We start from the raw sequence: 13,113 nt of genomic DNA, 5'->3' as shown, positions 1-13,113 counted from the left end.
TTTCTCCTGTCAGTGCGCTTTCGACTTACTTTACTTCTTGGGTCTACCGAAGTCGTCGTATTCGATCTGCACCATACGGCCGTTCTGCATCTCCTTCCAGGGACCGACCTTCTTGTTCATGCGAAACTCTCCCTGACCGATCAGAGCGCCGCCTTCATTGAAGAACTTCCAGATGCCGGTCTTCTGTCCGGTAACGTAGGTGCCCTCCCAGGCCTTTGCTCCGCCCGGATGATACCCCTTCCACAGATCGGACTGCATCATACGCCCTGCGAGCTTGAGTTCGTCTTTCTCGGCCTCGTACTTGATCAGCGCTCCCATGCAGGGGCCTTCTTCCTTTTTAACGCCCTTCTCATAGATAACGCAATAGCTGATCATCGCATCGTTACCCTTGAAGCCGTACTGACCCATGATCTCGCCGCCTTTTTTATAGAAGGTCCAGATCCCTTCGCGCGTATGATTGCGCTGGCCCATCGCCATCTTATCGCCCGATGCATAGTATTCGGTCCATGTACCGCGACGCTTGCCCGTCGCTCCGTCATATTCGCCCTCGGCGGCAAGCTTTCCGGACGGATGATAGAGCACCCAGCGTCCCGTTCTGCGTCCGCATGCATCGACGCCTTCAGGCGGCGGACTTGCCTTACAGGCAAGGTCGGCTCTGTAAGATCCTTTGCCAAGCAGTTCGCCGTTTGAATGAAAGACCTCGACCGGACCGTCGCGCAACCCCTGTGCGTAGCTTCCGCGAAAGCTGACGTACCATGTGTCGTTCTTGTCGTCCTGCGAGCATTCTTCCCAGGGACCGGTCTTCTCGTCTTTCGCGTAGTTGCCCTTTGTGACGCAGTCAGACTTATCAGACGCCTTCTCTTCCCAGAATCCTGTCTTCATGTCCTCACTGTTCTGGCCCTTGTAGCGGATGGCTCCCGAACCGAAGTATCCTTCTTCCGGGCCTTCTTTTGATCCGCCGACATAGGTAACGATCTTCGACTTGTTTCCTTTTGTATCGAAGTAGGTGAGCACGCCTTCACGCTTGTTCTTCTTGAAAAGGCCCTTCCAGAGCGGATTCGTCGTGCCTTTATAAAAGCCCGTCCATTCGCCATCGCGCTGTAATTTGAGCATCTCCTTCTCGTCGAGATCCTCGGCATTACCACAGCTCATGCCTTTTGCAAGAAGCACCGGTCCGCGCTCCGTCAGTTCACCCGAATCAGGAGAGTAATGATGCCGGATCGCCTTTCCATCGGAGCAGCTGATCTGAAACTTCACGCCCGGCTTCACCTTATCGTAAGAAGTCGCAGAGGCGCAGGAAAGAACGTACAGGGCGACGGCCGATAGCAGGATCGGCCCCATAACCCGGCGTCCGGAGAAGGAGAAAGGGATTTGTTTTCTTGTCATCAAGGTTTCCTCGGTCTGGAGATACTGGAGATACTGGAGATATCAGGGAAAAGTTCGTTATTCGCAGTCATACTGTATATAACCGCCGCCATCGATGCGGTTCTTCTCGCGACCGGTCGCGTCACAAACGCATTCTTTTTCGCGCTGAAATCCGGCCATGAAGAAAAGATCCTCGCATTCCGTTACGGGCATATCTTTAATGCAGACATGCCGACGACGCGCCGGCCAGTAGTAGTTGCAGTCGACGAGGTCGGCCTCGGGCGCTTCTTTCGTAACGGACGCCTTCGGGTCGGGCGAAGCGGGGCCGTTCGGTCGAGCCGGCTCAGGAGCGACACAGCTCAGAAGCATCACTGGGAAAAGAAGGCAAAGGGTAGATAGCTGCATCTTCCTGCATGCTATCCCTGCCCGGAATACAGGCAAGGATTTTTAGCAGGCAACACTTTTTTCTGAGCCGCGCTCCGGCGCCCGTTTTTTGTTGCCCCATCTCAGGAATCGCGAAAGCTCGCCCTCTCAGCGTGCTCGCAATGATGTCATCCGCCTTATTAGCCTCACTATCTGCAAGAGACTCCGGAGCCGTCGCAGGCCCGATGCACGGGAACGGCATGGCGACAAAGCTGGCCGCTCTTCTCTTTGCGTTCGCTCTTGCTGCCTGCAGCGTACCCGGCCCCGTTCTAAAGCCAGAGGCAGAGAGCCCCTTTATACTTCCAGGCGTCGGAACAGGAGTGGGCATCTCTACTTTTTCGTTTCAGGCAGGCAACGGCGGCTGGCGCGATCTGCGACTCGGCGAGCTGGTGCTCATGCGCAAATCGCCTCTGCGTCATAGAGTCACCTTTTCTCTGCGCATCGTCGCTCGTAACAGAGTTGGCTCGCTTCGCCTCAAGCAGTACGAAGGCATCGTCAGACGCACGGGCGACGTCCTGCGACTCTACACCGAGCGCTGTCGCATCTACGGCAAAAAGGACTTCATCGATCGTATGGTGCCCCTGGACGGCTGGACGTGCGATCATCTTCTGTTTCAGCTGCGTATCTCAGCAGATGGAACGCTTGAAAAGATTCCCGAAATCACCGCCGAGACCGAAGACTCGGACTGGCTGTATCTGCATCGCTTTAAGCCTCTTGCCTCACATCCTGTCGTTGCCGGCAAGCTCGTCTGGGCCGGCCAGCGCCTCGCCGCCCCCGACGTCGCGCACGGTGATCTGCCGGTTGAAACTCCGCAGGCAAAGTACGGCGACGAAACGCATCCCGGTGGCATACTCACCTCAGACGACGGAGCCGTTTATTTCGGCTACGATGCAGGGCGGCATCTGCGACCCGGCGACACCATTACGCTCTTCGCCGACGACAGAAGCACCACACAGGCCCGCGTTTTACACGTCGTCGACGACTTCGTCCTTGTGCAGAACGCAGCCAAGAAGGCACCCGTTGCCGGAACCATGACGACAAGAGTACCGATAGGGCTTTTCGACTAAGTCCGACCCGCACCGCACCTTCAGCCGTGCGGGTGGTGCTTTGTTGATGTGGTGAGCACCAGGCCCGGCATTCAGGTGGGTGCGGGTCGGACGGGAAGGGTTTGCACGGTTGAGTGCCAGGCGGGGTTCGGATGGATGCGTGCGGGACGGGAATGATATACAGGACTGAGCATCAGGCCTGGTTCGAGCGCGCCCCGACGGAACGGAATTGCTGAAACGGGCAGATCCAGCCGGCTTTGGTAGGATAAGATTCCCTCTGTCTTGCCGGTATTCCATTGGCTTTCATTCCAGCCCGCTCACTCCCCGTGTGTAGCGTAGCAGGAGTGCGAAGCGGCGCCGATTGACGCACGGAGGCGTCAATCGGCGCACACAGGGGGAGTGAGCGGGCCTAGGTTAACGCATGATAGATCAGCGCTCCGGCGGGACCGACGGCGCCGGCGGCGATGAGCCACTTGCCGCGACCTGTGAGGCCGTAGCGTCCGCGGAGGACGAGAAGGCCGGTGACGTTGATGATGATCAACGCGATGGCGAAGATGTCGGCCGCCCATTTCCATCCGGGAACGCTGTTACGGTGAAGCACGTTCGATTCATAGAAGATGGGCCGGCGGCGCAGCTTTTCATAAAGGCCCACTCCGCTTGCCAGATTCAGATGCAGCGATCCGTTCTCGTAGTAGATCTTCACCTGATCGGCGGTCGGATAATCAAAGGCCCGATGCCGGGCCTCGCCGATGCGCTCGTCAAGCGCAAGTACCTCGTCCTGCGTCAGGCGAAAGGCTTCGGCCGGGCGAGGCTCGACCCGGATCTCTTCTTTATGCACGATGAAATCCGGATTCCATTCGTTGATATGGTTAAGCGCCAGTCCCGACAGACAGTAGACGATCGTCAGCGACGAGAAGAAGTACCCCAGGTCGCGATGGATTGCAAGGTTATACGAACGCCAGCCTTTCACCGTCCACCATTCTCCTTTTCCGTCGATGCGATCTCAGAGTCGGCGGCTGCCAGGGCCTTTTTCGTATATTCGGCCGTGATGTCGACGACCCACTTCTCAAGGCCTGGATCTGGCAGGATGGCGTCGGCGCGATAGACGACGCGGGATCCGTTATCCTTTACTTTCTTGATACCGTCGCCGATGATCTTCACCTGAAACATCTCGTCATGGGCGACAAGGACGGGAAGCACAAGGGATTTCTTCTTTTTCGCGAGGACCTCTTCGATGGCCGTCGTCGTCTTCTGCGGATCATAGTGAACGAGATGCCCGCACCATCCATAAGAATAGGTGTCAATTCCCGTATTCTTTTTCACATGATCGGCGACGTTTTTCATCAGCTCGCCCCATTCCTTCTCGTAGGTTTCGTCGCCGTAGGCGATGAGCGTCAGTCCTTCTTCGGACGGATTCGACGACATCGACTTCACGCGACGCAGCATGTTCTCCTGCAAGATATTGCGGAAGTCAAGAAGCGGCGTGATCTGGACGCGCGCCTTCGGCGTATAACGCTCCATCTTTTCAAGACGCATGTGCTCGCGCGAATGCGGATCATCCTTCTGTCCGATGATGGTCGGAATATCGTCGAAGGAGTGCGAGCTCACGGTAAGAAACACCGGAACCAGGACGACGTCGGTGATGCCCTGTGCGTCAAACTCTTTGAGGCGTGTGGCGATAGAAGGCTCCGTGTACTCCATGAAGGCCGTCGTCAGAGCGACAACGCCGGATTGCGCCATAATCTGGGGGCGCACGTTCTCTTCGAGGCGCAGAAGCTCATTACGCCAGGTGGCCGAGCGCGAGCCGTGGTTTACAAGCAAAACGCCGATGCGACGCTCCCCTGCATCCGTTTTACCGGCTTCGGTGGGCTTGCATTCGGCCAGCGCAACCATGAGCAAAAGAAGCAGCGGGGTTGCGATCCCGGCCCATGAAGGTCTTTTTCTCTCGTTCATATCTCCTCCCGTTCGCACCTATTGGCGATATTGAGACTCAGAATCATTTATACCATACTCCTTCGATTCAGCAAATTGTCCAGAGAAAAACCGGGAACCTCTTGCCTGCCTGAGACGGTCGCGAAAATCAATAGAAAACGCGGCGGTCTTCCGTCACAAAAAAAGATAATGACCGGAGCCCCTGTTTAGGAATAAACGAAGGGCTGCCAGAAACTGCAACGCACAGAGAGAGACTATGCCTGTATCACGAGAGAAGCTTCAGGAATACCTGGATCAGATCAAGGATCTGACTATCATCCCGCCCGTACTGATCCAGGTCGTATCGTTGCCCGACGACAACGAGATGTCGTTTAAAGAGATGGCGAACATGGTGCAGTCCGATCAGATCCTTACGACGCGCCTTCTCAAGCTGGCTAACTCCCCGTTTTATAACCGCGGCAATCGCATCACCTCTCTGCGCGACGTCATCGTACGGCTCGGCTTTCGCATCGTGCGCTCGATGATCTTTGTCGCCATGAGCGATTCGATCTTTCAGCAGGGTAACTATCGCAAGTTCCGCGACGAGGTCTGGTTTCATTCTATTGCGACGGGCGTATTCGGAGCCAACGAATGCGAGAAGGTGACGGGGCTGAAAGAACCCGACATGGCCCTTGTCGGCGGCCTTCTGCAAGACCTGGGCAAGATCATTCTCAATACGATTGATCGCAAGAAATACATCGAAGTGCTGAACGAGTTTCTGGAATCGGGCGGCGATATTCGCGAGATCGAGGTCAAACACTTCTCCGTCGACCACGCGGCGATGGGCGTCGCCGCGGCACGCATGTGGAAGCTGCCCGACGTCGTCGTGCGTATCATCGCCGACCGTCATCTCGACGCCGAGAAGCGCACTCCGATGGGAACCTATCTGACCTTTGCCGATCTCGCCGTGCGCAAGGTCGGCTTCGGATCTTTTACGCCGAAGCATGAATCCGATATGCTGGCCGTGATGGCCGATATGGATTTCAAGGCCGACGACGCCTTCTTCGCGAAGATCAAGCAGGTTATCGAGAACGACGAGCTTTTCAAGTTCTCGCTCACTCTGTAAAAAGCGAAACGAGCAGCCCGGATTTCTCAGCTCTGCTCTTTCACCTTCCAGACGCGGACGGGCACGCTTTTTCCTTTCAGCGTAACCGGCGGCTGCTCTTCAAAAACAAACTTATCGCGCACGGCCGGATCAAGGCCTTCGTACAGATTGTGATTCACGGCCACCTCTCCAGGCCCGGCCACGGACTCCAGACGGGCGGCCGTATTCACCGTATCGCCGATGGCCGTGTACGATAGCTTCTGGAATGATCCGAAGTTGCCGAGAGTGGCCGGCCCCGAGGCGATGCCGATACCGATATGGGGCGAGATGCCGTAGTTCTTTTCCCAGTTGCCGCGCCAGAGTTCGAAAACGCTCTGCATCTCCATCGCCGCCTGCATGGCATTATCGCGATGATCGGGTCGACCGATCGGAGCGCCGAACACGGCCATGATGGCGTCGCCGATGTATTTGTCGATCAGGGCTTCGTAACCGAGAAGAACCTCGGTCATCGACGTAAAGTATTCGTTCAGGAACGAAACGATGGACTGCGGATCCATGCTCTCGGCCATCGTCGTATAACCCCGGATGTCAGAAAAAAGCACGCTGACGTCCTGTTCGACTCCTTTCAGTTCGAGGGAGATGTCGCCGCTCATGACGCCGTTGATGATAGTCGGATCGACATAAAGACCGAAGACGTTCTGGATCTTCTTCTTTTCTTCTTCGAGCCGCGTTTTATTCTGATACTCGCGATCGAGCTCGTCTTTCATCACCTGAACGAGTTCGCGAAGATCCTTGATCTCTTCTTCAGAAAGGCCGCGGTTCTTCTGATAGCGATGCAGCGATTCGTCGATCTGCCTGTAGAGGATCTTGTTATGGAACTGCATGCGAAAGAGGTTTCGCAGGCGAAACTCAACCTGAAAGAGGTCGGGCCTTGTTTTAGGGAAGTAGTCCATCACGCCCGAGCGGAAGGCGTAGACGCGAAACATCTCGTCATCCATTTCAGAGAATACGACGACGGGAATCTCTGAGATGCCGGGCTGCGCCATCAGCTCGTCGACAAAAAGCGAGGAGTCTTTCTCGGGCCATTCGACCTCGGTGACGATGGCGTCGATGTTCAACTGTTTCAGGCGATCGGTGAGGCCGACGACGGTGTTTACCCTCGACACGCTGATGAACTCACCGAACCATCGCCGCAGCAGATTCTCAAGTCGGCGACCCCAGGAGTCTTCAGGATCGGCGACGAGAACGTTAAGGGCATCCTGCTCATAGACCTGAACGAGCTCCGACGGCGTCTCACCCGTCTTTGTAGAGGGGCCGGAGCTGAAATCCTCGTTTAAGAGATCTTCAAGGTCCAGGTTATCTGAGGCCATGCTCGCTCCTTCTCTGCATGCACGAATTCTCGAAACAGGTCGCCGACCCGTCAATCGGATTCTTCTTGACGTGGAATTTTCCCGTGATTCTGCTTCTTAAATATGGGAAATGCCGCCAGGTATCATTCTCAACTCAAACGACGGTTTGTTCATGGAGAACAGGATTGAAGCAGGCTAAAAAATCGAAGCGGAATGCGGAGAGCGAATACGATCGTCGTGAGTTTATTGAAGAGATCGGCATCCTCTTTGAGGATACAGGTCATCCACGAATGGCAGGCCGCATCTTCGGGCTGCTCCTTGTCGCCGAACAGCCGATGCTTTCTTCGGCCGAGATCACCGAAGAGCTACAGGCGAGCAAGGCCTCGGTGAGCACCATGACCCGCCTGCTTCTGCAATCAGGCCTGATCGAAAGGGTGGCCCGGCCGGGCGATCGCAAAGATTACTTCCGCATGAAATCCTGGTCCTTCGATCTCGTTATGGAACGCCAGCTTGCTCTCATCCCCGTATTTCGTAAACTGCTTGAAAAAGGACGCCCGATGGTTCCGCCCGCAAACAGGCCGGGACGCGAAAGCCTCGAACAGATGATCGATTTTTACAACTGGCTGGAACAGGAAATCCCCGCTTTAAAAGAACGCTGGAATCGCCGCAAGGTTTAAGCACATACCGAGATGCTACGAGCGTCGGCCGGCTCTCCCTCAAACGCAGAAGGGCCGCCCCTGAGGCGACCCTTCCACTGATCTTCAGCCCTGTCGCTGGCGAATTACTTGCAGGTCGGCGCTCTTCCCGACTGACGGACAGCCATATAAGTAGCCGTTGCATTGACCATCTTTGCATTCAGATCTTTAATGCGCGTATCGCTTGACGGATGCGTTGAGAGAAGCTCAGGGCCTTTTGAGCCGCCGGCCTTGCTCATGTTCTGCCAGAGCTGCACGGCCCCCTGCGGGTTAAAGCCGGCACGGGCCATCATATCAAGACCGACCAGATCGGCCTCGGACTCATGGGCACGCGAGAACGGAAGAAGCACGCCGTACTGCGTACCCGCTCCGATGGCGCTCATCAGTGTCGGATTATCGCCTATGATGCCTTCAAGAACCTGCAATCCACCGGTGGCAACAACCTGCTGCTGCACGCGCTGCTTTCCGTGACGCTTTGCCACGTGAGCGATCTCATGCCCCATAACGGCGGCAAGCTGATCCTGCGTGGTGGCGACGGCAAGCAGTCCCGTATAAACGCCGATCTTACCGCCTGGAAGTGCAAAGGCATTGATCTCGTTGGAGCGGAAAACGACAACCTCCCACGCACCGACGCCCGTATCATCTTTATGAACGGCCAGCAGAGCATTGGCCACGCATTTCACGTATTTGTTCGTTGCAGCATTCGTCTCGATGGGGGTTTCGGATTTAATCTTATTGAAGGCATCGGCACCCATCTCGTTCATTTTAGAGTCGTCCAGACCATAAAGCATCTGAGCGGATTCACAACCCGTGAGAGAAAAGGCCAGGAGAAGCGAGAGAACAAATCCGCTTCGCGCAACTTTCTTTGTAAAACGTGTATCGAAAAACATGCAGACCTCCAGGTCACTTTTATCTTAGAACATGTCTCAAACACGAACAGAGGCGCCGTGCTTGAGGGGGACTTCTGAAGCCGAGCCTCTGAAGTCCCGCGCCAGGGTTCGATACTATCAGCTTCGGCTGATAGGGCAAGCGAAAACTGAGAGCGTTGCAAAGACTGACAGGCGCCTGCCAGCCCCACTCTATTTAAAGAACCTTCTCGAAGAATCGAAAGAGATCCAGAGCGGCTGCCTGCATCTCTTCAGGGCTCAAGGCGCCCTGCGACAGGCGCGCCGTGCGATAGATCTGCGAGGCCAGCTCGATCTTCTTCGCATCACCGTCGCCGCCGACAAGAGAGGGCGTTGCCATCTTCTGAATCAGCGGATTCTTCAGATTCACAAGAAGCGTATGATGCTCGGGAAACTTGCCGCCTTCCTGCCCCCACAGCACGGCCATCTCGCTCATGCGACGCATCGTCTCGGGCAGAAGGATCATAGCGGGGATCTCATCGCTTTTCAGATTCTCGACGCGCAGCGTGATCTTCGTATCGGGCAGGGCCTTGCGAAAGAGCTCTTCGACGCGTTCGCGCACGCTCTTCGCATCGCCATCGACGATCTCTGAAGAGGACTCGACCGCATGCTCCGATAGCTCCGCGTCGACGCGCACAAAGCGAACCTCGCCTGCCTTCATCTCAAGCTGCGAGCTGAAATGCGAGTCGATCATCGTATCGAAAAGTACGACATCAATGCCCTGCTTCTGTAAAAGGCGGATGGCCGGCCCCTGCGTTTTCGCGTCGGAGGCGTAGAAGACGCGCTCCCCTGCTCTGTCTTTATTGCGATCCTTGTATTCGTCGATCGTCAAGAACGACGGGCCTTCATGGTCGGCATCGACTACGCGACGCAGAAGAAGAGCGCCCTGTGCCTGCTCGTAGAATTTCTCGTCAGAGAGCATGCCGTATTTCACAAAGGGAGCGATCTCGGGCCAGATCTTCTCGTATTCTTCGCGGTTCTTCTTGAACTCTTCGACAAGACGATCGGCGACCTTCTTCACGATATGCGAGGCGATCTTCTTCACCTCGGGATCGTTCTGAATATAGGAACGCGAAACGTTAAGCGGAAGCTCGGGCAGGTCGATCACGCCCTGAAGCACCGTGAGGAACTTCGGTATAACCTCGGATGCCTCGTCGGTTACGAAGACCTGCTTGCAGAAAAGCTTCACCTCGGATCGGTTCAGATCCATCTCATGCGCCAGCTTCGGGAAATACAGAATGCCCTGCAGGCGGAACGGATAATCGACGTTCAGATGGATATAGAAGAGCGGATCTTCCTGAAAGGGGAACATATACTTGTAGAAGTCGTTATAATCCTCTTTCTTGAGAGAAGACGGCATCTTCGTCCACAGCGGCTGCTGACGGTTGACCTGCTCGCCGTTTACGTTGATCTTAACAGGCAGGAAGTCGCAGAAGCGACGCACAAGGCCCTGAACCTTTGCAAGATCGAGATACTCCGCCTTGAACTCTTCTTGCAGATACAGCCGGATGATCGTGCCGCGGTGCTCTTTTGCGCCCGGTCCGATCTCGAACTCTTCTCCTCCGTCCGATGACCAGAAGACGGGCTCGGCATCCATCTTATACGAGCGGCTCTCGATTTCGACTTTGGAGGCCACCATGAAACTTGAATAGAAGCCCAGGCCGAAGTGGCCGATGATGTCGGATTTGGCCTGATCGCCCTGTAAATATTGCTTCGCAAACTCTTCAGCGCCCGAGAAGGCGATCTGCGTGATATATTTGCGCACCTCATCGGCCGTCATGCCGATGCCGTTATCCTCGAATTCCAGTACGCCCTTCTCGGTATCGACGCGCACATCGACGGCAAAGTCCATCATCTCGGGCTCGAAGACGTCTTCGCTCATCGAGACCTTGCGCAGCTTCTCGATCGCATCCTGTGCGTTTGAGATCAGCTCGCGCACGAAGATCTCGTTCTCAGAGTAGAGCCACTTTTTGATGACGGGAAGGATGTTCTCGGTATGAATCGACAGTTTGCCCTTTTCAAGTGTTGCCATGCTTTCCTCCGGATATAGCGTTTCGCAGACGGAAACAGCTGTGTACGATATGCAGAGACGCTGGCCGTGCTGTCAAGCCGGATTGGTGTGGCGGATGTGAGGGCGGAGAAAACCGGTACACCACGGAGGCACGGAGGAAGTCAGAGAAGAGGAGGGTTGTGAAGCCGGACGTTAGGCGGGGAGGGGTGGCCGGTGAATGGAGGGCGAAGGTACTCGGGGTGGAGGATTTGGTGTCCGTGGCGGCGGCGCGAAAGTTTTTATTGACATGATAAGCGATAGGGACAGGATGAACGGGGCCTGTATGGTCTCTTGAGTTACCCATGAGCCATATAATGGTTGATATTGAGGCCGACGGCCCTATTCCAGGAGACTATTCAATGATCGAGCTGGGCGCTGTCGACGACGCACTTGGAAACGCCGAAGCGATGATTGCCATGAAGACCACGCTCGGCCTGCGCATCGGGCTGGATTGACGTTCGCACAGAATTTCTCTTGACCTTTTTGATTCGAAGGCCTTATTAAGGCCACCAGCCCGCGTTCTTTATGCTTGATCAATGGACATGCCGATGCATCTACTCGCAGAATCAAAGGTCGATATCTCGTGCTCCGTATCCAGAGCGTTCGCCTTTGCCACGAATATGGAAAGATTCGCGGAGTGGTTTCCCGCTGTGCTCTCTATCGAATCCATCGATCAGTTGAATCATGGGCAGGTGGGCAAGCAATACCTGGAAACTGTTTCCGTTCCCGTTCGCCGTATCCGAAAAATCACGCTGACGGTCGTAGAATCCCGGCAGGATCAACTCTTTGTCACCGAAGGCGCATTCCCTCCTCTTCTGCCACGTATGGAGATCCTCTTTAACAGCACGGGCCCCGATGCCTGTCAGGTTACCTGGCGCATGCTCAGTCGTAACAGAAGCCCTATCGCAAAGTTCACCATCCTTCCACTGGCTAAAAGCGTCATGACAAAAAGAGCACGGGCCGGACTGTCAAAACTGAAGGAGAAGCTTGAGGGAAGAGGCAGCCGATCCTGAACTGAAAATACCATGACGAGAGAACAATCCATGCCTCAAGCAATCATCACATACCGTGGCACAATCTATCCGTGGCATTGCGATCATATCGGACACATGAACGTAATGTGGTATGTGGGGAAATTTGACGAATCAACATGGCAGCTATTCAGCGCAATCGGACTAACGCCTTCGTTTCTTAGAGACAACAAGCGCGGCATGGCCGCTGTTGATCAGCATATTTCATACTTACAGGAGCTTCAATCGGGCGATGTGGTGACCGTTAAATCCAGGATCATCGAGGTTAACGAAAAAAGTATAAGGTTCATCCACGAAATGTGGAATGACGGAACTGAAGAGCTTGCCGCCAGAACAACGATTAAAGGTGTGCATATCGACACAATGTTGAGGAAATCCTGCGCCTTCCCGTCGGAAATTGCGAGAAAGGCCGCTTCATTCGTTGCACCGGAAACTGCGGTTCAGTCGTGATGGCTGGCATGCCGGCTACGAAGGTCAAGCTCAACCTGCGCTTCGAGCAGAACTGAACGCATTTCTGGACTCTGAGAATCGAGGAACCATTATCATGACAGCAAACGCCGCCGATGCCTTTTTACATGAATCCGTCGTCAATATCGAAGGGGCCAGGGATCATATCCTTCACTGCCTCTCGCAACTGCGCGACGAACAGGCCTGGTGGCGTCCCTTCGACGAGGCGAACAGCATCGCCAACATCCTGCTGCATCTCTGCGGCAATATGACGCAGTGGATCATCGCACCGTTAACAGGCCAGCCCGACATGCGCCGGCGAGCAGAGGAATTCGCCCGGCGTGATGCAACGTCGCTTACCGAACTGCGAGATCGTTTTGTATCCGTCACCGAGGAAGCCGTAGCCATCCTCAGGGCCTTTGATTCCGGCCGCCTGCTCGACGCCCTTCGCGTCCAGGGCTATGAAGTCTCGGTAATGGGGGCCCTCTATAACAGCATCTCGCATCTGCGCGGCCATGAGCAGGAGATCGTCTATGTTACGCGACTTCAGCTGCAAGGGGCCTATCGTGACTATGTCCCAGTGATAGTTAGACTTTGAGGCGGGACCCACTGAATGCATCCTATGCCGAGATCCGCTCGTCAATCTTTTTATCCAGGAAGGTGTTTAAGAACTCATGGATATGAGTGTATGACCGCACCTTACGGAATTGTTCCTCCTGTGATAGCAGGAGACTACCGACCCATCGGAGCACCTGGTCTGTCTGCGGCCTTGACCGTTTAACCCGG

Annotated in this window: 14 protein-coding genes; 7 read left to right on the top strand and 7 right to left on the bottom strand. The window is 55.3% G+C overall.

The window, feature by feature from the left end:
- Positions 1-30 precede the first annotated feature (30 nt).
- Both LEPIL_RS20525 and LEPIL_RS20520 read right to left on the bottom strand, forming a co-directional pair.
- On the bottom strand, positions 31-1,386 hold the full coding sequence (locus LEPIL_RS20525; RefSeq protein WP_002775678.1) for an MORN variant repeat-containing protein: 1,356 nt from the start codon (positions 1,384-1,386) through the stop codon (positions 31-33).
- 57 nt (positions 1,387-1,443) lie between these two features.
- Entirely contained in the window at positions 1,444-1,770 is a 327-nt protein-coding gene (locus LEPIL_RS20520; RefSeq protein ID WP_002775676.1) for a hypothetical protein, read from the bottom strand.
- A gap of 143 nt (positions 1,771-1,913) precedes the next feature.
- On the opposite strand from LEPIL_RS20520, the gene LEPIL_RS20510 reads away from it, so the two are divergent.
- A complete protein-coding gene (locus tag LEPIL_RS20510; protein WP_143464602.1) occupies positions 1,914-2,855 on the top strand; it encodes a hypothetical protein in 942 nt (313 codons plus the stop codon).
- Between the two features lie 388 nt (positions 2,856-3,243).
- On the opposite strand, the gene LEPIL_RS20505 is transcribed toward LEPIL_RS20510, so the two are convergent.
- Both LEPIL_RS20505 and LEPIL_RS20500 read right to left on the bottom strand, forming a co-directional pair.
- Positions 3,244-3,804 (bottom strand): PepSY-associated TM helix domain-containing protein, encoded by a 561-nt coding sequence (locus LEPIL_RS20505; RefSeq protein ID WP_002775674.1) that lies wholly within the window; start codon positions 3,802-3,804, stop codon positions 3,244-3,246.
- Complete coding sequence (locus LEPIL_RS20500) at positions 3,801-4,787, bottom strand: sirohydrochlorin chelatase (RefSeq protein ID WP_002775673.1); 987 nt, start codon at positions 4,785-4,787, stop codon at positions 3,801-3,803. Before LEPIL_RS20500 ends, LEPIL_RS20505 begins: the two co-directional genes overlap by 4 nt.
- A gap of 235 nt (positions 4,788-5,022) precedes the next feature.
- Between LEPIL_RS20500 and LEPIL_RS20495 the strand changes: the two genes are divergently transcribed.
- Entirely contained in the window at positions 5,023-5,871 is an 849-nt protein-coding gene (locus LEPIL_RS20495) for an HDOD domain-containing protein (RefSeq protein WP_002775672.1), read from the top strand.
- A 26-nt stretch (positions 5,872-5,897) separates the two neighbouring features.
- Here the strand turns inward: LEPIL_RS20495 and LEPIL_RS20490 are convergent, their stop codons facing one another.
- Positions 5,898-7,220: an adenylate/guanylate cyclase domain-containing response regulator gene (locus tag LEPIL_RS20490; protein ID WP_002775671.1), complete on the bottom strand. Its 1,323-nt coding sequence runs from the start codon at positions 7,218-7,220 to the stop codon at positions 5,898-5,900.
- 164 nt (positions 7,221-7,384) lie between these two features.
- Here LEPIL_RS20490 and LEPIL_RS20485 point away from each other — a divergent pair, with 164 nt between their 5' ends.
- Positions 7,385-7,876: a GbsR/MarR family transcriptional regulator gene (locus LEPIL_RS20485; RefSeq protein ID WP_040920872.1), complete on the top strand. Its 492-nt coding sequence runs from the start codon at positions 7,385-7,387 to the stop codon at positions 7,874-7,876.
- 104 nt (positions 7,877-7,980) lie between these two features.
- Here the strand turns inward: LEPIL_RS20485 and LEPIL_RS20480 are convergent, their stop codons facing one another.
- Both LEPIL_RS20480 and htpG read right to left on the bottom strand, forming a co-directional pair.
- Entirely contained in the window at positions 7,981-8,784 is an 804-nt protein-coding gene (locus LEPIL_RS20480; protein WP_002775667.1) for a M48 family metallopeptidase, read from the bottom strand.
- A gap of 193 nt (positions 8,785-8,977) precedes the next feature.
- Positions 8,978-10,831: a molecular chaperone HtpG gene (gene htpG, locus LEPIL_RS20475; protein ID WP_002775666.1), complete on the bottom strand. Its 1,854-nt coding sequence runs from the start codon at positions 10,829-10,831 to the stop codon at positions 8,978-8,980.
- Positions 10,832-11,163: 332 nt separating this feature from the next.
- On the opposite strand from htpG, the gene LEPIL_RS23835 reads away from it, so the two are divergent.
- The 4 genes from LEPIL_RS23835 to LEPIL_RS20460 all read left to right on the top strand — a co-directional run bounded on the left by LEPIL_RS23835 (position 11,164) and on the right by LEPIL_RS20460 (position 12,925).
- Positions 11,164-11,304: a hypothetical protein gene (locus LEPIL_RS23835; protein ID WP_211208707.1), complete on the top strand. Its 141-nt coding sequence runs from the start codon at positions 11,164-11,166 to the stop codon at positions 11,302-11,304.
- An 81-nt stretch (positions 11,305-11,385) separates the two neighbouring features.
- Positions 11,386-11,862, top strand: coding sequence for an SRPBCC family protein (locus LEPIL_RS20470; RefSeq protein WP_343287602.1), 477 nt, complete (start codon positions 11,386-11,388; stop codon positions 11,860-11,862).
- Between the two features lie 12 nt (positions 11,863-11,874).
- Positions 11,875-12,330 carry an acyl-CoA thioesterase gene (locus tag LEPIL_RS20465; protein ID WP_211208706.1) on the top strand — a complete coding sequence of 152 codons (456 nt, stop codon included), beginning with the start codon at positions 11,875-11,877 and terminating at the stop codon, positions 12,328-12,330.
- A gap of 94 nt (positions 12,331-12,424) precedes the next feature.
- Entirely contained in the window at positions 12,425-12,925 is a 501-nt protein-coding gene (locus LEPIL_RS20460; RefSeq protein ID WP_002775662.1) for a DinB family protein, read from the top strand.
- The last annotated feature ends 188 nt before the right edge of the window (positions 12,926-13,113 follow it).

This window comes from Leptonema illini DSM 21528, assembly GCF_000243335.1.
Taxonomy (GTDB): domain Bacteria; phylum Spirochaetota; class Leptospiria; order Leptospirales; family Leptonemataceae; genus Leptonema; species Leptonema illini.
The sequence above is the reverse complement of the archived record's forward strand: the minus strand, read 5'-3'. Positions and strand labels throughout refer to the sequence as shown.

What these genes read in the sequence shown, in the direction of transcription:
- htpG (WP_002775666.1), bottom strand. Translation starts at nt 10,831, where the DNA reads ATGGCAACACTTGAAAAGGGCAAACTGTCGATTCATACCGAGAACATC.
- LEPIL_RS20500 (WP_002775673.1), bottom strand. Translation starts at nt 4,787, where the DNA reads ATGAACGAGAGAAAAAGACCTTCATGGGCCGGGATCGCAACCCCGCTG.
- LEPIL_RS20495 (WP_002775672.1), top strand. Translation starts at nt 5,023, where the DNA reads ATGCCTGTATCACGAGAGAAGCTTCAGGAATACCTGGATCAGATCAAG.
- LEPIL_RS20520 (WP_002775676.1), bottom strand. Translation starts at nt 1,770, where the DNA reads ATGCAGCTATCTACCCTTTGCCTTCTTTTCCCAGTGATGCTTCTGAGC.
- LEPIL_RS20510 (WP_143464602.1), top strand. Translation starts at nt 1,914, where the DNA reads ATGTCATCCGCCTTATTAGCCTCACTATCTGCAAGAGACTCCGGAGCC.
- LEPIL_RS20525 (WP_002775678.1), bottom strand. Translation starts at nt 1,386, where the DNA reads ATGACAAGAAAACAAATCCCTTTCTCCTTCTCCGGACGCCGGGTTATG.
- LEPIL_RS20470 (WP_343287602.1), top strand. Translation starts at nt 11,386, where the DNA reads ATGGACATGCCGATGCATCTACTCGCAGAATCAAAGGTCGATATCTCG.
- LEPIL_RS20460 (WP_002775662.1), top strand. Translation starts at nt 12,425, where the DNA reads ATGACAGCAAACGCCGCCGATGCCTTTTTACATGAATCCGTCGTCAAT.
- LEPIL_RS20480 (WP_002775667.1), bottom strand. Translation starts at nt 8,784, where the DNA reads ATGTTTTTCGATACACGTTTTACAAAGAAAGTTGCGCGAAGCGGATTT.
- LEPIL_RS20465 (WP_211208706.1), top strand. Translation starts at nt 11,875, where the DNA reads ATGACGAGAGAACAATCCATGCCTCAAGCAATCATCACATACCGTGGC.
- LEPIL_RS20490 (WP_002775671.1), bottom strand. Translation starts at nt 7,220, where the DNA reads ATGGCCTCAGATAACCTGGACCTTGAAGATCTCTTAAACGAGGATTTC.
- LEPIL_RS23835 (WP_211208707.1), top strand. Translation starts at nt 11,164, where the DNA reads ATGGTTGATATTGAGGCCGACGGCCCTATTCCAGGAGACTATTCAATG.